Origin of the sequence: Streptomyces sp. NPDC091279 (assembly GCF_044757465.1) — a bacterium.
In the GTDB taxonomy this organism is placed as follows: domain Bacteria; phylum Actinomycetota; class Actinomycetes; order Streptomycetales; family Streptomycetaceae; genus Streptomyces.
Window position 1 is genome coordinate 600,198 of the sequence record NZ_JBIVVA010000001.1, and the last position, 18,597, is coordinate 618,794.

11 protein-coding genes are annotated in these 18,597 nt (G+C 72.6%); 9 read left to right on the top strand and 2 right to left on the bottom strand.

The genetic code is table 11. The features are described from left to right. Nucleotides 1–87 precede the first annotated feature (87 nt). Nucleotides 88–966, top strand: coding sequence for a hypothetical protein (locus tag ACIQOU_RS02520; protein ID WP_401533195.1), 879 nt, complete (start codon nucleotides 88–90; stop codon nucleotides 964–966). Between the two features lie 114 nt (nucleotides 967–1,080). On the opposite strand, the gene ACIQOU_RS02525 is transcribed toward ACIQOU_RS02520, so the two are convergent. Beyond that, nucleotides 1,081–4,257, bottom strand: coding sequence for an amidohydrolase family protein (locus ACIQOU_RS02525; protein ID WP_401533196.1), 3,177 nt, complete (start codon nucleotides 4,255–4,257; stop codon nucleotides 1,081–1,083). A gap of 543 nt (nucleotides 4,258–4,800) precedes the next feature. Here ACIQOU_RS02525 and ACIQOU_RS02530 point away from each other — a divergent pair. The 5 genes from ACIQOU_RS02530 (at nucleotide 4,801) to ACIQOU_RS02550 (ending at nucleotide 13,222) form a co-directional block, all read left to right on the top strand. Continuing rightward, nucleotides 4,801–5,367: a phosphotransferase gene (locus tag ACIQOU_RS02530; RefSeq protein ID WP_401533198.1), complete on the top strand. Its 567-nt coding sequence runs from the start codon at nucleotides 4,801–4,803 to the stop codon at nucleotides 5,365–5,367. A gap of 394 nt (nucleotides 5,368–5,761) precedes the next feature. Then, nucleotides 5,762–7,318 (top strand): long-chain fatty acid--CoA ligase, encoded by a 1,557-nt coding sequence (locus tag ACIQOU_RS02535; RefSeq protein ID WP_401533199.1) that lies wholly within the window; start codon nucleotides 5,762–5,764, stop codon nucleotides 7,316–7,318. A gap of 228 nt (nucleotides 7,319–7,546) precedes the next feature. Next, entirely contained in the window at nucleotides 7,547–9,895 is a 2,349-nt protein-coding gene (locus ACIQOU_RS02540; protein WP_401533201.1) for a WD40 repeat domain-containing protein, read from the top strand. 384 nt (nucleotides 9,896–10,279) lie between these two features. Further along, a complete protein-coding gene (locus ACIQOU_RS02545; RefSeq protein WP_401533202.1) occupies nucleotides 10,280–12,667 on the top strand; it encodes an ATP-binding cassette domain-containing protein in 2,388 nt (795 codons plus the stop codon). 180 nt (nucleotides 12,668–12,847) lie between these two features. Further along, nucleotides 12,848–13,222: a ferredoxin gene (locus ACIQOU_RS02550; protein WP_401533205.1), complete on the top strand. Its 375-nt coding sequence runs from the start codon at nucleotides 12,848–12,850 to the stop codon at nucleotides 13,220–13,222. A 13-nt stretch (nucleotides 13,223–13,235) separates the two neighbouring features. Here the strand turns inward: ACIQOU_RS02550 and ACIQOU_RS02555 are convergent, their stop codons facing one another. After that, a complete protein-coding gene (locus ACIQOU_RS02555; protein WP_401533206.1) occupies nucleotides 13,236–13,811 on the bottom strand; it encodes a histidine phosphatase family protein in 576 nt (191 codons plus the stop codon). 689 nt (nucleotides 13,812–14,500) lie between these two features. On the opposite strand from ACIQOU_RS02555, the gene ACIQOU_RS02560 reads away from it, so the two are divergent. From ACIQOU_RS02560 to ACIQOU_RS02570, 3 genes are all read left to right on the top strand, one after another. Next, entirely contained in the window at nucleotides 14,501–15,373 is an 873-nt protein-coding gene (locus ACIQOU_RS02560; protein ID WP_401533207.1) for an oxaloacetate decarboxylase, read from the top strand. 174 nt (nucleotides 15,374–15,547) lie between these two features. Continuing rightward, complete coding sequence (locus tag ACIQOU_RS02565) at nucleotides 15,548–16,594, top strand: bile acid:sodium symporter family protein (protein ID WP_401533209.1); 1,047 nt, start codon at nucleotides 15,548–15,550, stop codon at nucleotides 16,592–16,594. A 416-nt stretch (nucleotides 16,595–17,010) separates the two neighbouring features. Then, nucleotides 17,011–18,579 (top strand): phytoene desaturase family protein, encoded by a 1,569-nt coding sequence (locus ACIQOU_RS02570; RefSeq protein ID WP_401533210.1) that lies wholly within the window; start codon nucleotides 17,011–17,013, stop codon nucleotides 18,577–18,579. Nucleotides 18,580–18,597 lie beyond the last annotated feature (18 nt).

Genomic DNA, 18,597 nt, shown 5'->3' on the forward strand with positions numbered 1-18,597 from the left:
TCGACGCCCCCTTCCCTCCTCGCCGGGCAGGCGTTACTGCTTGACGTGGTGTGGGGCGAGGCCGGTCGGGGTGAAGGGGTGGGTGGGATGACTCAGCCGGGGAGTGGCGGCGAGGGCGGCGCGGGGAGCGCCTCGGGGTCCGGGGCGATGACCTCGTTCGACGAGATCTACGACCGGCCCGACCCCAGAGACTTCTTCCGGGTACTGGGGCGTTGGGGATATCAGACGCCCCAGCACGCCCAGGGCGTGTTCCGGCGACTGGTCGCCGCCCGCTCCGACGGGCCCGTCACCGTGCTGGACCTCTGCTGCTCGTACGGCATCAACGCGGCCCTGCTCAACCACGACCTGACCTGGGCGGACCTGCACGACCACTACACCTCCCCGCAGGCGGCGGCGCTCACCACCGCCGAGCTGATCGCACGTGACCGCGCCTACTACGCGGCCCACCGGCGCCCCGACGCGGTCCGGGCGATCGGGCTCGACCCGGCCGCGCACGCCCTCGCCTACGCACGCGCCGTCGGCCTGCTCGACGAGGGCTTCGCCGAGAATCTGGAGGCGGCCGCGCCCAGTCCAGGGCTGCTGCGGGCCGCCGAGGACACGGGGCTGATCACCGTCACGGGCGGGGCCAGTTTTCTGACGCCCCGAACGTTCCGGCCGCTGCTCGCCGCCGCCCGGCAACCGGTGTGGGTCGCCGCGTTCGTCCTGCGGACCGGTTCCTATCAGGCCATTGCCGACGGGCTGGCGTCCGAGGGCCTGGTCACCGAGAAGGCCGCCGAACCGACCTATCCGCAACGCCGGTTCACCGACGCGGACGAGCAGCGGCATGCCGTCGACGCGGTGACCGCCCTGGGTGAGGACCCCCGAGGGAAGGAGGCCGACGGTTGCTTCCACACCGCCGTCCACCTGTCCCGTCCGCCCGAGGACGCCGGGAACCCTCCGCTGACGGCGTTCCTGGCAGAGGCCTGAGCGCGGCGAGTCCCCCCACCCCGACACCCCCGCCGAGCCCCGCCGCGCCTCCGGCCCCCGCTCAACGCCCCGGCGTCGACACCTCGACCCCCGGGCCTCTCAACTCCCCTGTACTCAGCCCCCGTTGTGCGGGTCGCAGCACCCCTCGCGGCGCAGTTGGCGGGAGACCTCCAGCCAGTTCTCGCCCGAGGTGGGTGTGGTGCGCGTGGCGGTGCTGAACGCGTCGACCAGGGTCGCCTGTTCGAGGAGGACGCCGCCGCGCAGGATCGCCGCCGTGCGGACCAGGGTGGTGAAGTCGGTGAACGGGTCGCCGTCCACGACGGTGAGGTCCGCGAGCTTGCCCACCTCCAGGGTGCCCAGGTCCGCGTCGGCGCCGAAGATCCGCGCGGGCAGCTGGGTGGCGGTGCGCAGCGCCTCGGCCGGTGACAGGCCACCCCGGTGCAGGGCACGCAGGGCCAGGTGCAGATGGAGCCCGACCGGGACGAGCGGCTGGTCGGTGCCGAGCGCGACCAAGCCACCGCCCGCCAGGATGCGCCGGTAGACGTCCAACTCGACGTCCAGGGTGGCCAGTTGGGCGGAGGTGGGCGGCAGTCCCGCCTGCTGGCGCACGAGTGCGGTGTCCCACGGCGGCATCAGCGTGGTGACGCGCGGGTCGTCCGCGAGCGACGGGTCGGCGCCGAGCAGCGGCAGCGCCGTGAACGGGGTCGCGATCATATGGAAAGGGGAGCGGGTGTAGATCTCCACCACATCCTGGTACGCACGCCCGGACGCGGACGTCGCGTGCCCGAACTCCACGCGCTGCGTGGCCTGTAGATGGGTCGTCAGATCCTGGCCCACCTGGATGCCCGGGCTGCACAGGTGGCTGCCGCTGCGGACTCCGAGCCGTTCGTGCGCGAAGTCGGAGGCCTCCTTCATCACCCAACCCGGGGCCCGCACATACGTCTTGACGAAGTCCCAGTCCAACGCGGCCCCGCGGGCCAGTGACCGGCGCAGGCCCTCGGGGGTGCGATGGGCGCGCCCCATGCTGTAGGCGACCCGTGACCCGTCGAGGAGTTCACCGGTGGACAGCAGGCGCGGTCCGGCGAGGACACCGGCGGCGATCGCCTCGCGGATGCGGGCCTGTTCGTAGGCGAAACCGCCCAGGGACACGGCCGTTGTGATCCCGTACGCGGCCTGGAGCGCGGTCTGCCGGCCGCCGTAGGTGGTCTGCCAGGGGTGGGTGTGCGCGTCCCACAGGCCGGGGATCACGGTGCGTTCGCTCGCGTCGATCCGGCGTGCGGCCGGGCGTCCTGCCCGGTGCGCGGCCACCTCGGTGATCCGGCCGTCGCGGATCACGACGTCGATGTCCTCACGGACCTCGGAGCCGGTGCCGTCCCAGAACCGCCCCGCGCGCACGACCGTGTCGGCCGGGCGCGGCCTCCGGTAGTCCAGCGGGACGCGGACGGTGCGGGTCTCCCGGCTGTCGATGTCGATCAGGCGCAGGGTCCCCGCCGAGAGGTAGAGCAGGGTGCGGGCGTCGGCGGACCAGGAGGGGTGATCGGCGGGTTCGGTGGTGAGCCGGCGGGGCTCACCGTCGGGGGTGCCGTCCGCGCGGACCGGCAGCAGCCACAACGCCGACTCCGCGACGACGGCCATCCAGCGGCCGTCGGGGGACCAGACCGGGCCCGAGTCGTAGCGGTCGGAGAGCGAGGTGTGCGGGGCGACGGCGTGCAGGGTCGCGGCGCCGGAGGTCGTGTCGACGACCCGGATGAGGTGATAGCCCTCGCGGAAGCGCTGGTTGAGCCGGTTGCGGTCGCACAGCGCGAGGTAGCGGCCGTCCGGCGACCAGCTGGGGCGGCCGGGCAGCCCGCCCGCACCGAGCGGCGTGGCGAGGACGCGTTCGGTGCCGTCGGACAGGTCGCGCACGACCAGGTTGCCGGACATGTCCAGGCTGGCCAGCCGGGTGCCGTCCGGGCAGAGCGCGGGGAAGACCCGGCCGCCCTCGGCGAGCACGCTCTCCTCGCCGGAGTCGAGTTCCCGGCGCCGGACCGTGAACAGGCCGTCGCGGTCGTCGGCGTACACCAGGGCGCTGCCGTCGGGCGTCCAGGTCGGCGCCAACACATAGCGGGTGGACGGGACTTGGAGCACCTTGCGGGGTGCGTGTCCCCCCGAAGTGCCGGTCGTCCAGAGGGCGTTGAGCGCGGCGAACGCGACACTGCGGCCGTCCGGCGACAGGGCGGGCAGGTGCAGGGCGCGGACCGGACGGGTACCGGTGCCCTCGAAGTCGTATGACTTGCCTCGGTAGTTCGGGCGGCTCACGGGGAGGGTGGCGGTGAACGGGATCTGCTCGCCGTTGCCGGGTGCGTCCGGGTCGACCAGGCGGAAGTGTCCGTCGGCCGCGATCAGCAGGCGGTCGCCGTCGCCCGTCCAGCGGGGCGGCGCCGGGAGGACATCGCCGTCGACCGCGACCGGTTCGCCGTCCACGACGAGGGTGCAGGAGGCAGCCGGCGAGGCCGTGGTGCGCAGGTAGGCGAGGCGTCCGTCGGCCGAGACGGCGGGGGTCATGAGCTGGCCGCCGGAGCCGTCGGCGTGCTCGACGACGACCGGTCCCGAACCGTCGGCGGCCACCGACGCCACGGTCGCCGCCCGCAGGGTGCCCGGCGTGGGGACGGTCGCCCGCACGAACACCACCCGCTCCCCGTCGGCCGACCAGGTGGGGTCGAAGTCCTCCCAGGCCGTGTCCTGCCCGGGCCCCTGCTGCCCCGAGCCCCCGGTGAGCTGCGTCAACGCACCGGTGCCCACGTGCAGGACCCAGATACGGTACGGCGCACCGGCCACCGGATCGCCCGCGCGCTCGGAGGCGAACGCGATCCGGGTGCCGTCGGGCGACCAGGCGGGACCCCGGTCGTCCCACGGCCCCTCGGTCAACTGACGTAACCCGGAACCGTCCGGCCGCAGCGTCCACAGATGGAAACCGCCACCCCGGTAGGCGGACACGACCAGGCGGCTGCCGTCGGGCGCGAACTGCGGACGGGTCGGTTCGAGGCCGGGCAGCGTCAACGCCACCGCCTCGCCGCCCTCCCTCGGCACACTCCAGAGCACCCCCTGCACCTCCGCGATCAACGGCCCACCGGACGGCGCGAGCGTCGCGGAGCCCCCGGTGGCGGCGCTGAACGAGAGAACGGTCGAACGGGGCGCGGCGGCCGCGACCGACGTACCCGCGCCGACGACCGCCGTGGCCGTGGCCGTGACCTGGAGAAACCTGCGGCGGGAGAGGGCACCGAATCCGGAGCCGCCCGTGGTGACTGACATGCCTTCGACGTCCAAGGAAGCCCCCAGTGCGCTGAGTTGACGTGCCGGACGGGACAGATGTCCGGGGCGGAATCTACGGGACCCGGGTACGCGGGGCCCCGGCTCCCGGAGATCTTCGGCCGGTTTTCATCCACTTGATCCGCCGGGCACGGAACCCGACCTTGCCCAGTGGCGGCCGAGGTTTGCCCCCCCGGCCGCCCTGAACGGACGTGACGGAATATCGCCGACGTGACGGAACAACACGGGTCACCCCACACGGCGGTCGACACCTCCAGGTCTGCGGGGGAGAGGGTGATCGGGCAGAGTGGGCGGATGCCTGAATCGTTGCTGCCTGGAGGCTCCGTCAACGCGGTTGTCCGTGTCGGGGACACCGTGCGCCGTCCGGCCTCGGCTCGCTCGGCGTTCGTGGGCGATCTGCTGAGGTCGCTCGAAGCCGGTGGCTTCCGTGGCGCGCCGAGGTATCTCGGCGTCGACGACGAGGGCCGTGACGTTTTCAGTCACCTTGACGGCCATGTGGCATGGGAACCGCGACAACCTGCCGCCGTGTCATCCGACGAGAGCCTGGTGACGCTCGCCCGGCTCGTACGCGAGTTCCACGACCTGACGGCCGGTTCCCCACTGGCCGGGGCCCAGGAGGTCGTGTGCCACAACGACCTGTCGCCCAAGAACACCGTCTACCGCCTGTCCGGTGGGGAGTTGCGCCCGACGGCCTTCATCGACTGGGACCTCGCCGCGCCCGGCGCCCGCATCCATGACCTCGCCCATGTCTGCTGGCAGTACCTCGACCTGGGCCCTTCGACCACCGACGTCGACGAAGCAACTCGGCGCATGAGCCTGATCGTTGACAGCTACGAGGCTGACGGCTACGAGGGTGACGGCTACGAGGTCGACGGCACCGGGGGAGACAACGCCGACCTGGTGGACCGGCAGCGCCTGGTGCCGACGATCCTGTGGTGGCAGGACCGGTGCTGGCGAGGCATCAACGCCCAGGCCGATGCGGGCGACGCCGCCATGGCCCGCCTCCGTGACGCGGGGGCGGTGAGGCAGGTTCAGGCGGCCTACCAGTGGGTTTCCGATCACCGGGCCGAGCTGCAACGCTTCGTGCGATGAGCGCGTGGCCAACAGCCTCAGTGCCAACGGCGCCCCGGCCCCGCCCTTTCCAGCGCCGCGCACCGCGCTTCCCGCCCACGACCGGGCCGAGCCGGAAACGCGCGCGGGGCTGCACGGATGCGCTGCTCCGCCACACGGGCCCGACCAGCCCCGACGCCACCGCACCCGACAACGCCCGCCGGGAGAAGGCCAGGGTTCCCACCGGAACCGTCGCCCCAGGCGGACCCCGGACGCCTCCGACCACGCGACGTCGGCATGCGAGCCGTTGCGCGTGGCAATGCTGCCGTGGGACGGAGAGCCACCGCTGACCTCCCGCAACGGCCCCGCCGACCCCCGCCCGCCGCCGAGGGCGACCCGCATCGACGACCTCCCGCGACCCCCCGAAGGAACCGCCATGACCCACCCCGTCCCGCACCCCGCCGCCTCCGCGAACCTCGCGAGGTTCCTCACCGCGCAGGCGAAGAGCAACCCCGGACAGACCGCCCTGCGACTGGGCAGCGAGTCCCTCGACTACCGTGCGCTGGCGGAGAGTTCGGCACGGATGGTCGCCGTGCTCCACGCGGAGGGCGTCCGTCGCGGCGACCGGGTCGCGCTGATGGCGCCGAACGTCCCGGCCTTCGCCGTCCTGTACTTCGCGATCCTGCGCGCCGGAGCCGTGGTCGTTCCCATGAACCCGCTGCTCAAGTCGGCTGAGATCCACCACTACCTCACCGACTCGCAGGCGAGGTTGCTGCTGGTGTGGGACGAGTACGCCGCCGAAGGGACGTCGGCCGCCGAGGCCTGCGGCACCCGATGCCTGGCCGTGGGCCGCGACAGCCTGCCCCGACTGCTGGCCGGACACGACCCGGTGGAGGAACTGGCCGACCGCGCGGCTGAGGACACCGCCGTCCTCCTGTACACCTCGGGCACCACGGGTCACCCCAAGGGCGCCGAACTCACCCACCTCAACCTCACCCACAACACCGAGGTCTGCGCACGCACCCTGCTGCGGCTCCGCCCCGACGACGTGATCTTCGGCGGCCTCCCGCTGTTCCACTCCTTCGGCCAGACCGTCGGCCTCAACTGCGCCGTCGCGACGGGCGCGTGCCTCACCCTCCTGCCACGCTTCGACCCCGCCGAGGTACTGCGGATGATCGAACGCGATCGCGTCACCGTCTTCCTCGGCGTGCCGACGATGTACGCCGCCCTGCTCGCGCACCCCGCCGCGCGCACGACGGACACCTCGTCCCTGCGCCTGTGCGCCTCCGGCGGCGCCGCCCTGCCGGGCGAGGTCATCCGGGGTTTCGAGGAGACCTTCGGCTGCACGGTACTGGAGGGCTACGGCCTCTCGGAGACGTCACCCGTCGCGTCGTTCAACCACCCCGACGGGCCCCGCCGGGCCGGCACCATCGGCACCCCGATCGAGGGCGTCCGCATGCGGGTCCAGGACGACGCGGGCCGCCCGTCGCCGGACGGGGAGCCCGGCGAGATAGCGATCAGCGGACACAACGTCATGAAGGGGTACTGGCGCCGCCCGGAGGCCACGGCCGCGACCCTCGTGGACGGCTGGCTGCGCACCGGCGACATCGGCGTCCGCGACCCCGACGGCCTCTTCCGCATCGTCGGCCGCAAGAAGGACCTGATCATCCGCGGCGGCTTCAACGTCTACCCCCGCGAGGTCGAAGAGGTCCTCCACCGGCATCCGGCGGTCGCCGAGGCCGCCGTCATCGGCGTCCCGCACCCCACCCACGGCGAGGAGATCGCGGCGGTGCTGGCCCTCAAACCGGGCGCCACCGCCACCCCCGACGAACTGCGCGACTTCGTGCGCGCCCAGGTCGCCCCGTACAAGTACCCCCGGATCGTGCAGATCACCGACACCCTCCCGAAGGGCCCGACCGGCAAGATCCTCCGCCGCGCGATCACCCTCTCCGACCATGAGAACGACGCCAACGACGCCGAGCACTCCGGCTGATACCCGGCAGCCGACGGACCGGGTGGACCCGACAGCCCCGGCGAGGGCGACGGGACGCGCGGGGAGTCCGCATCCCGGAAGTCGACCTGGGCCTGTTTCGAAGGGGTTATACGGTACCGCCTGGATGCCCCGTCCAGGGGGCTTGTGCGGGTCGGTGGACCGACACATCGGGTCCGCCACGATATGACCCGCCCTGCCCCTTCGAGTGACCGAGGATGGTAATCACGCATGACCGAGAACTGTTCGCATCCCTCGACGGGCGCGATGGACTCCGACAACAGCCGCGACGGGACCGACGGGGCCGACAGTTCCGACACGTCCGACAGGTATGACAGCTACGTCGATGGTGACGCCCCGCAGGCCCAAGTGCCCGCCGCCCCGCCCCTGTTCGTGTTCGTCAGCCGTGGCGCGTCGATGCGGAGCCTGGTGTTCAGCGCCGACGGCACCCGCATGGCCGCCGCCTGCACCGACGACGCCGCGCGGGTCTTCGACACCACCACGGGCGCGTTCCTGCTCGCCCTGACCGGCCACGCGGACCGGGTGGCCGACGTGGCGTTCAGCCCGGACGGCAGCCGTATCGCCACCGCCTCCGGTGACGCGACGGCGCGGATCTGGGACGGCACCACAGGCGGCCCGCTCCTCACCCTGACCGGGCACAGGGCCGCGGTGAACGGCGTCGGGTTCGCCCCGGACGGCAGCCTCCTCGCCACCGCGTCCGACGATGCGACGGCGTCGTTGTGGACCCCGGTCACCGGCGACCACCTGCGCACCCTGCACGGTCACACCGCCGGGGTGAACGCCGTCGCCCTCAGCCCCGACGCCGGTCGCGTCGCCACCGCCTCCTCCGACGGCACGGCACGCGTGTGGGAGACCGGCACCGGACGGCCGTTGCACACGCTGGACGGCCACACGGCCGGGGTGAACAGGGTCGCGTTCAGCCCCGACGGCACCCGTCTGCTCACCGCCTCCCACGACGGCACCGCGCGCGTGTGGGACACGGCCACCGGTGACCCTCTGTTCGTCCTCACCGGTCACTATGTCGGCCTGCGCAGCGCGGTGTTCAGCCCGGACGGCACGCATGTGGCCACGGCGTCGTTCGACGGCACGGCCCGCCTGTGGAACGTCGCGTCCGGCGCCTACCTGTTCGCCCTCACCCATCACGAGGGCCGCATGAACGCGGTGGCCTTCAGCCCGGACGGGGCCCGCCTGTTCACCGTCTCCGACCATGGCACCGGCCAGGTCTGGGACGTCAGCGGCCTCACCGCCCCGCTGGACCGGGCGGCCGAGGAGCAGCAGCCCGACGGCACGGATACGGACGGTTCCGGCGTGACCGAGGGCACCCCGGACACCGTTCCCGCCGAACCCGAACCCGAACCCGAACCCGAACCCGAACCCGAACCCGAACCCGAACCCGAACCCGAACCCGAACCCGAACCCGAAGCCGCGCCCGAACCCGAAGCCGCGCCTGACTCTGGCTCCGGTGATGCCATATCGCCGTCGGTCGCCGATGCCGGGGTGGGGGAGTGTCCGCTCGTCCTCGACGACGGCACCGCCCGGCTGTGGGACACGGCCACCGGCGAGCACCTGCGCACCCTGCCCCATCTCCCCGAACCGGCCCCGGACAGCCCCTCCGGCGTCGACGGCGCCCACGCGTGCGTGCTCACCCTCACCGGGCACGAGGTCGGACACGGGGTGCGCGGTGTGACGTTCAGCCCGGACGGCACCCGGCTCGCCACCGCGTCGACCGACGGCACCGCCCGCCTCTGGGACGCGGCCACCGGGCAGCAACTGCGCCGGTACACCGACTCCAGGTGCGGGGCCGGGAGCGTCGCGTTCAGCCCCGACGGCACCCGGCTGGCCACGGCCCACGGCACCGGACGGGTCTGGGACGTGGCCACCGAGGAACAGCTCCTCGAACTGACGGTCCACGGCCAGGTCCACACGACGGCGTTCAGCCCCGACGGCCGACGGCTCGCCACCGCCTCCGAGGACGGCGCCGTACGGCTGTGGGAAGCGGACTGCCACGGCGAGCCGGGCACCCTGTCCGGCACCCTGTCCGGCACCCTGTCCGGCACCCTGTCCGGCCACCAGGACGAGGTCTGGGACGTGGCGTTCAGCCCGGACGGCACCCGGCTGGCGTCGGCCTCCGCGGATCACACCGTGGGCGTGTGGGACGCGGCCACCGGCACCCACCTCCTCACCCTCGAAGGCCACGTCGGCGAGGTGTACGCGGTGGCGTTCGGCCCGGACGGCACCCAGCTGGCCTCGGCCTCCGCCGACGAGACCGTATGCCTGTGGGACGCGGTCACCGGCGACCACCTCCTCACCCTGGACGGCCACCGCTGCGGCGTCCACGCGGTGGCCTTCAGCCCCGACGGCACCCGGCTCGCGTCGGCCTCCGCGGACGGCACCGCCCGCCTCTGGGACCCGGCCACCGGCGCCACCCTGACCACCCTCACCGGACACCGGGCCGAGGTCTGGGACGTGGCGTTCAGCCCGGACGGCACCCGCCTCGCCACGGCCTCCGGCGACGGCACCGCCCGGGTGTGGGACGTGACCGCAGGCCACGGCGTCTGAGACGGCGGCCAGCAGGGTCCGCCTGGCTGGAACGCTCCGTCGGCGCCGTCCGTGAGCCTCCAGGCCCTCATCCGGCGCCACCTGCACGATCCCGAGCCCGCCGGGGATTCACCCACGCCGCCGACTTCAGCCGCGCCTTCCGCACCGGCTACGGCATCGCCCCCCCCGCGACCACCGCCACCAGAAGACAGGGCCCCCGGCGCGGACCCTTGCGCCAACTCCCCCCAGGTTCACGGCCGACGTGTCCCGCGCCGCACGGGGGCGGCCCCCGACCGCGCACCGGGGCGTTCCCCGCCCCGCAGGACCGGTCAGGAACCGAGAAGCATCCGCCCCGCCCGTCCGGTTAGCGTGGCGGGCATGGACACCAGCAGGCGCGGAGACCGCATGAGCAAGACAGCACGGACCGACCCCCAGCCGTCCGAGGCGCACGTCGCCGACAGCCACGACCTGATCCGGGTGCACGGCGCGCGCGAGAACAACCTCAAGGACGTCAGCGTCGAGATCCCCAAACGGCGGCTGACGGTGTTCACCGGCGTCTCCGGCTCCGGCAAGAGTTCCCTGGTGTTCCACACCATCGCCGCCGAGTCGCAGCGCCTGATCAACGAGACCTACAGCGCCTTCGTCCAGGGCTTCATGCCGACGCTGGCACGCCCCGAGGTCGACGTCCTCGACGGTCTGACCACCGCCATCACCGTCGACCAGCAGCGGATGGGCGCCGACCCGCGCTCCACGGTCGGCACCGCCACCGACGCCAACGCCATGCTGCGCATCCTCTTCAGCCGGCTCGGCGACCCGCACATCGGCCCGCCCGGCGCCTACGCCTTCAACGTCCCCTCGGTCCGGGCCAGCGGCGCGATCACCGTCGAACGCGGCGCGCAGAAGACGGTGAAGGCGACCTTCTCCCGCACCGGCGGCATGTGCCCGCGCTGCGAGGGCCGCGGCACGGTCTCCGACCTCGACCTCACCCAGCTCTACGACGACACCAAGTCCCTGAACGAGGGCGCGCTCACCGTCCCCGGCTACAAGGCGGGCGGCTGGAACCACCGCCTCTACAGCGAGTCCGGCTTCTTCGACCCGGACCAGCCGATCAAGAAGTTCACCCAGCGGGAGCTACAGGACTTCCTGCACCGCGAGCCGACCCGGATGAAGATCGCCGGCATCAACATGACCTACGAAGGTCTGCTCCCGCGCATCCAGAAGTCGATGCTGGCCAAGGACCGGGAGGGCATGCAGCCGCACATCCGGGAGTTCGTCGACCGGGCGGTCACCTTCACCACCTGCCCCGACTGCGAGGGCACCCGTCTCGCCGAGGGCGCCAGAGCCTCGAAGATCGCGGGCCTGAGCATCGCCGACGCCTGCGCGATGCAGATCAGCGACCTCGCCGTCTGGGTGCGCGCACTCGCCGAGCCATCGGTGGCACCGCTGCTCACCGCGCTCCGGCTGACCCTGGAGTCGTTCGTGGAGATCGGCCTCGGCTACCTCTCCCTGGACCGGCCCGCCGGCACCCTGTCCGGCGGCGAGGCGCAGCGCGTCAAGATGATCCGCCACCTCGGCTCCTCCCTCACCGACACCACCTACGTCTTCGACGAACCCACCGTCGGCCTGCACCCCCACGACATCCAGCGGATGAACGACCTGCTGCTGCGCCTGCGCGACAAGGGCAACACCGTGCTGGTCGTCGAGCACAAGCCGGAGACCATCGCCATCGCCGACCACGTCGTGGACCTCGGCCCCGGCGCCGGAACGGCGGGCGGCACCGTCTGCTTCGAGGGCACCGTCGAGGGACTGCGGGCCTCCGACACCGTCACCGGCCGCCACCTCGACGACCGCGCCGCCCTCAAGGACACGGTCCGCGAACCCACCGGCACCCTGAAGATCCGCGGCGCGCACGCCAACAACCTCAAGGACGTCGACGTCGACGTCCCGCTCGGCGTGCTCACCGTCGTCACCGGCGTCGCCGGTTCCGGCAAAAGCTCCCTCGTGCACGGGTCGATCCCCTCCGACGAGGGTGTGGTGTCCGTCGACCAGAGCCCGATCCGCGGCTCCCGGCGCAGCAACCCGGCCACCTACACCGGCCTGCTGGAGCCGATCCGCAAGGCGTTCGCCAAGGCCAACGGCGTCAAACCCGCCCTGTTCAGCGCCAATTCGGAGGGCGCCTGCCCCACCTGCAACGGCGCCGGTGTCGTCTTCACCGACCTGGCGATGATGGCCGGTGTCTCCTCCGTCTGCGAGGAGTGCGAGGGCAGGCGCTACCAGGCCTCGGTCCTCGCATACCGGCTCGGCGGCCGGGACATCAGCGAGGTCCTCGCGATGTCGGTGACGGAGGCGGTGGAGTTCTTCGGCACCGGAGAGGCGGCGACCCCGGCCGCGCACCGTGTCCTGGCCCGGCTCGCGGACGTCGGCCTCGGCTACCTCAGCCTCGGACAGCCGCTGACCACCCTCTCCGGCGGCGAGCGGCAACGGCTCAAGCTGGCCACCCACCTGGGCGACAAGGGCGGCGTGTACGTCCTCGACGAGCCGACCACCGGCCTCCACCTCGCCGACGTCGAACAGCTCCTCGCCCTCCTCGACCGGCTCGTCGACGCCGGCAAGTCGGTCATCGTCATCGAGCACCACCAGGCGGTCATGGCCCACGCCGACTGGATCATCGACCTCGGCCCCGGCGCGGGCCACGACGGCGGCACGATCGTCTTCGAGGGCACCCCGACGGAACTGGTCGAGGCCCGCTCCACCCTCACCGGCGAGCACCTGGCCCGGTACGTGGGGGAGTGACGGGAGGGAGCGGCGAGGGGGCCGGACCCGGCGGGCGAGGCGGCCGGACCTGGTGGCGGAGGGCGCCGTGTGAGCCGTTCGCCCGCGCTCCACGTCCGGCGGGGCTCCCGGTGCCCGTCCCCTCCCCGTGACGTCCCCTTCCCCGGGTTTGGTGTGGGCCGTCGGGGCAACCCGGACGGTGTGACCTTCTCGGCGTCCCCGCAGGAGCTGTTCCGGTATCTGGAGGAGCGGTTCGACTGCGCGCAGGCCTGCGGCGAGTGCGCCCGGGTGTGCGTCGTGCGGGCCGGGCTGTGGGAGTCCGACGGCCACGCGGGCCAGGAGCGGGTCCGCCGGGAGAGCATCGCCTGCGCCGACGTGTGCGACGCGACCGCTCTGATGCTGTCCGAGGAGGACCGGCTCGACGAGGCCGCGATCCTGGTGCAACTGGACTGGTGCCGCAGCCTGTGCCTGGAGACCGCGCACCTCCTCGACGCGCAACCGGCCGCCGAGTCCACTGCCGAGGCCTGCCGCGCCTGCGCCCGCGCCTGCACGGCCTTCGCCGCCCTGCTGAGGTGACGCGGGCCGTCGCCTAACCGGAGACGTCGAGCGGGTGGCCCATCCGTACGTTCCACCGCCCGGACCTGCCGCTGAGTTCCACGGCCGTCAGCGGGGTGACATCGGTGCGCCAGAACGCCGACTCCGGCGCGCCGAGGGCCCGCACCACACCGGCCCTGACGACCTCCGGCTCGACCACGGCGAGCGTGCGGCCGCTGTCCCGGGCCGCCGACTCCAGCCACCGTGCCACCCGGTCGCACAGCGCGCGCACCGAATCCCCGCCGTGCGGCGCCGCGTCCGGGTCGGCCAGCCAGCGGGCCAGCTCCACGGGCTCCCGCTCCGCGACCTCGGCCAGCGTCTCACCGCGCCAGCGGCCCGCGTCGAGCCCCGTCAACTCCGGTGCGGGCACGGCGTCGAGGCCGAGCGCCTCGGCGGTCTCCCGGCAGCGCGGGGTGGGGGAGACCCAGACGCGGTCCGCCGCCGGAAACGTTCCGGCCGCCGCCCGGGCCTGCCGGACACCGGACGGGTCGAGCGGGCAGCCGTCGTCGAACCGGGCCTCCCGCAGGGCCGCACTGATCGCGGGCGTGATCAACGTCAACCGGCTCGTCATGCGCGTGCTCGCTCCCGTCCGTGGTCGGCCCACTGTATGCGGACCGCACGACCACCCGCCCGGGCAACGGCGGCCACGCATCCAACTGCGCGCCCGCTTAGCCGAGTTGACGCCGGACGACGCCCCCCACCCGGCACGGCGACCCACGGGGCCGGAAGCGCTTCTCCCGCGAGACCGGGGCGCGACGGGGCGCGGTCCGGCTGGGATCAGGCCATAGCGCGCCCCCTATTGAGGGGGTTCAGGGCCTCCCCTGACCCTGGAGAAGGCGCCCGGAACGTCCGGGGATCAGGGAGTCGCGGGCATTTCGGGGCCATGCGCATGGCGCATGAATGCAGCGGAATCCGGCGGCGAGAAACCCACCATCATCAGGCCTCTTTACCAAGGCGCGGTTGTCACATGACCAATCGTTGAATAATGTCGCCGTATCGGTGAGCACTCGGTCACGCTACGAAATGTGGCCGGGGATCGCTGTGGGTCGGGGCCAGATATCGATATCCCCCTGCCCGAATTCCCCGTGGCTGCCGCAGGCGTTGTGCGTCGGCATCCGCGAACCAAAAAACCGGGCGGCGCGCCACGAAGACGCGCACACCCGGTCCGTTCCCACGTATGACCTGGCAGGAGCAGCCTCAAGGCTTGGCGGCATGGGCTCACCCTGCGAACGGCCATACGTTTACTCGTCGGAGGATAGCGTGAACCACCCCAACCGGCTACGTGCCGCGATCGGCGACTCCGGGACGACCCCGCTCATCGGGGTGTTCGACATGTTCTCGGCCTCGGTGTCGGCCCAGCACTACGACGGCATGTTCATCTCCGGCTTCGGCTTCGCGGCCTCCCACTACGGGCTGCCGGACATCGGGTTCATCGCCTGGCCCGACATCGTCGGCTTCGTGCAGCGGCTGCGGCTGGCCTTCCCGGCCCAGCATCTGCTCGTCGACATCGACGACGGCTACGTCGATCCGGAGACCGCCTGTCATGTCGTTCAACAGCTGGAGAGCATCGGGGCGTCCGGTGTGATCCTGGAGGACCAGAAGCGGCCCCGGCGCTGCGGGCACGTCGACGGCAAGCAGGTGCTGCCCCTGGAGGAGTACCTCGACAAGCTGGACATGGTGCTCAAGGCCCGGCGCGACCTGGTCGTGGTCGCCCGCACCGACGCCACGGAGGAGAGCGAGATCCTGCGCCGCGCCGAGGCGTTGGCGGCCACCGACGCCGATGTCATCCTCGTCGACGGCGTCCGCAGCGTCGACTGGATTCGCAAGGTACGCGACGTCATCGGCACCAAGCCGCTGCTCTTCAACCAGATCGCCGGCGGCAAGTCGCCCCGCCTCTCGCTGCCCGAACTGACCGAGCTGGGCGTCGACGTCGCCATCTACAGCACGCCGTGCCTGTTCGCCGCGCAGACCGCCATCGACCAGGCGCTCACCGAGCTGAAGGCCGCCGACGGACGGCTGCCGCAGCACACGGCGCAGAGCGTGGGTGTGCCCGAGTGCATCGAGCTGCTGGAGAAGAACATCAGCCGCAACCACACCGCCGTGCAGATCCCGGCGCCGGTCTCGGTCGGCTGACCGTCGCTCACCCGCGTTCCCCGGGTCACGGCCCGAGACCGAGCCTCCGTCCCGGACATCTGAACCTGACAGCAGGTGTCCGGGGCGGAACCCGCCCTGCCCGGCCGGGGGCCGTCCGCCCCCGGCCGGGCAGGTGCCGTGGCCCCTCCCGCCGTCCGGAAGGTGCTCGTTTCCATGCACGCTGTCCGCGGTCTGCTGCGCCGCGCCGACTGGTACATCATCACCCTCTTCGCCGTCATCGGCCTGGCCGCCCTGCTGCCCGCCCACGGCCGTGCGGCCGACGGCTTCGGCTGGGCCACCAAGGTCGCCGTGGGCCTGCTGTTCTTCCTCTACGGGGCCCGGCTCTCGCCCCAGGCGGTGTACGACGGGTTTCGGCACTGGCGGCTGCATCTGCCGATCCTGCTGCTCACGTTCGTCGCGTTCCCGCTGCTCGGGGCGGTGACGCTGCTGCTGCCGCAGGCGTGGCTCGGCCCCGGGCTGACCGCCGGGGTGCTGTTCCTGTGCGTGCTGCCGTCCACCGTCCAGTCGTCGGTGGCGTTCACGTCGGTCGCGCGGGGCAACGTTCCGGCGGCGATCTGTGCCGCGTCGTTCTCCAGCCTGATCGGCCTGGTGGTCACCCCGCTGCTCGCCGCCTGGCTGCTCGACACCGGGCGCGGCGGCGGGTCGCTCATCTCGGCCGGGCAGGTCGTCGCCATCCTCGTGCAGCTTCTTCTGCCGTTCGCCGTGGGGCAGTTGCTGCGGCGCTGGATCTCCGGCTGGGTCACCCGGCACCGGCGGCTGACCATGCTGGCCGACCGGGGCTCGATCCTGCTCGTCGTCTACTCCGCCTTCAGCCACGGGATGACCGCCGGGATCTGGCACGACATCCACCCCGCGCGCCTCGCGGCCCTGCTCGCCGTCAGCGTGCTGCTGTTCGCGGTGTCGTTCGGCCTGGCGGGCACGGTCGCGCGGCTGCTGGGCTTCGCGCACGCCGACCGGGTGACGGCGGTCTTCTGCGGCTCGCAGAAGAGCCTGGCCAGCGGCCTGCCGATCGCCTCGGTGCTCTTCGTGCCGGACGAGGTCGGGCTGATCGTCCTGCCGTTGATGATCTACCACACGAGTCAGTTGCTGATCTGCGCCTCGCTCGCCCGCCGCTGGTCGCGCACCGCACCCCCGGAGCCGGACAGCACCCCCGACCCGGCGCCGGAACACCCCGCGGACCTGCGCGTCACCCGGAGGTGACGGCACCGCGCGAGCGGCCGGGGCCGGATCAGCGCCACCGTGCCGAGGCATTCACGCCACATCGCACGGCCAGGACGCCCCAGCCCCACGACAAAGAACCCGTTGGTCGAACGTGAAACGGCTCAGGCGCCGGAGATATCTCCGGGAGAAGGAGAGCCGGTATTTGCGTACTCTTCCTGCGCGAAGTGACGCGTTTTCCTCCCGGAAGAAAAGAATGGCGGCACCCGCCCGTGCGAACCGTCGCCGGGAACGACCGGGAGAAACGGGTACGGCGACCGCGGCCGCCGGGAATTCCTCTCCGGCGTCCGGATACGAGGAGCGGCACCCGGTGGCCGAAAACGGACCGTTTCCCACCGTTGCCGGGTGGGCGGCGTGCGCCTGTGGCTGTTTGCGATCATCACGTGTTACGAAGAACCATGCCTGCACACGAGGGACCCCGCGCGTACGACGCCGTCATCGTCGGCGGAGGGCACAACGGCCTGGTCGCCGCCGCCTACCTGGCCCGGGCCGGACGCTCCGTGCTCGTCCTGGAACGGCTGACCGGCACCGGCGGCGCCGCCGTCTCCACCCGGCCCTTCAAGGGCGTCGACGCCCGACTGTCCCGCTACTCCTACCTGGTCAGCCTGTTGCCCCGGAAGATCGTCCGGGACCTCGGCCTCGACTTCCGGGTCCGCGCCCGCACCATCTCCTCGTACACCCCGGTCGAACGCGCGGGCCGGGCCACCGGACTCCTGGTCGGCGGCGGACCCCGGCGCACCCGGGAGGCGTTCGCCCGGCTGACCGGCTCGGAGCACGAGTACCAGGCCTGGCAACGCTTCTACGGCATGACCGGCAAGGTCGCCCAGCGGGTCTTCCCCACCCTCACCGAACCCCTGCCCACCCGCGAGGAACTGCGCCGCCGCGTCGACGACGAGGAGGCCTGGCGGACCCTGTTCGAGGAGCCGGTCGGCGTCACCATCGAGGACCGCTTCGCCGACGACCTGGTCCGGGGCGTCGTCCTCACCGACGCCCTGATCGGCACCTTCGCCGACGCCCACGACCCCGAACTGCGCCAGAACCGCTGCTTCCTCTACCACGTGATCGGCGGCGGCACCGGCGACTGGGACGTCCCCGTCGGCGGCATGGGTGCCCTCACCGACGCCCTGGCAGGCGCCGCCCGCGCGGCCGGCGCGACCCTCGCCACCGGCCACGAGGCCCTGCGCATCGCCACCGACGGCACCACCGCCGAGGTCACCTACCGCACCGCCGACGGCGAGGCCACCGTCGCCGCCCGGCACGTCCTCGTCAACGCCTCCCCGCACGTCCTCGCCGCCCTCACGGGCGACACCCCGCCGGCCCCCGTCGAGGGCGCCCAGCTCAAGGTGAACATGCTGCTCACGCGGTTGCCGAGGCTGCGCGACCCGTCCGTCGACCCGCGTGAGGCGTTCGCCGGGACCTTCCACATCGCCGAGGGCTACGAGCAACTGCGCACCGCGCACGCCCAGGCCGACGCCGGCCGGCTGCCCGCCGCACCCCCGTCGGAGATCTACTGCCACTCCCTCACCGACCCGACGATCCTCGGCCCCGACCTGGTCGCGCGGGGCTACCAGACGCTCACCCTGTTCGGCCTGCACACCCCCGCCCGGCTCTTCGACCGGGACAACGACGCCACCCGCGACGAACTGCTCAAGGCCACCGTCGCCGAACTCGACGCCCACCTCGCCGAACCCCTCGCCGACTGCCTGGCCACCGACGCGGACGGGCGCCCCTGCATCGAGGCGAAGACCCCGCTCGACCTCGAACGCGACCTGCGGCTGCCCGGCGGCAACATCTTCCACCGCGATCTGAGCTGGCCCTACGCCCAGGAGGACAGCGGCCGTTGGGGCGTGGAGACCCGGCACCCGAACGTCCTGCTGTGCGGGGCGGGCGCGGTCCGCGGGGGAGGGGTGAGCGGGGTGCCAGGCCACAACGCGGCGATGGCGGTCCTGGAAACCACCGGAGGCTGACCCCCACCGGTCCCGGCA

Coding starts and splice junctions, on each gene's coding strand:
- ACIQOU_RS02520 (WP_401533195.1), top strand. CDS start 88: ATGACTCAGCCGGGGAGTGGCGGCGAGGGCGGCGCGGGGAGCGCCTCG.
- ACIQOU_RS02525 (WP_401533196.1), bottom strand. CDS start 4,257: ATGTCAGTCACCACGGGCGGCTCCGGATTCGGTGCCCTCTCCCGCCGC.
- ACIQOU_RS02565 (WP_401533209.1), top strand. CDS start 15,548: ATGCACGCTGTCCGCGGTCTGCTGCGCCGCGCCGACTGGTACATCATC.
- ACIQOU_RS02540 (WP_401533201.1), top strand. CDS start 7,547: ATGACCGAGAACTGTTCGCATCCCTCGACGGGCGCGATGGACTCCGAC.
- ACIQOU_RS02555 (WP_401533206.1), bottom strand. CDS start 13,811: ATGACGAGCCGGTTGACGTTGATCACGCCCGCGATCAGTGCGGCCCTG.
- ACIQOU_RS02535 (WP_401533199.1), top strand. CDS start 5,762: ATGACCCACCCCGTCCCGCACCCCGCCGCCTCCGCGAACCTCGCGAGG.
- ACIQOU_RS02570 (WP_401533210.1), top strand. CDS start 17,011: ATGCCTGCACACGAGGGACCCCGCGCGTACGACGCCGTCATCGTCGGC.
- ACIQOU_RS02545 (WP_401533202.1), top strand. CDS start 10,280: ATGAGCAAGACAGCACGGACCGACCCCCAGCCGTCCGAGGCGCACGTC.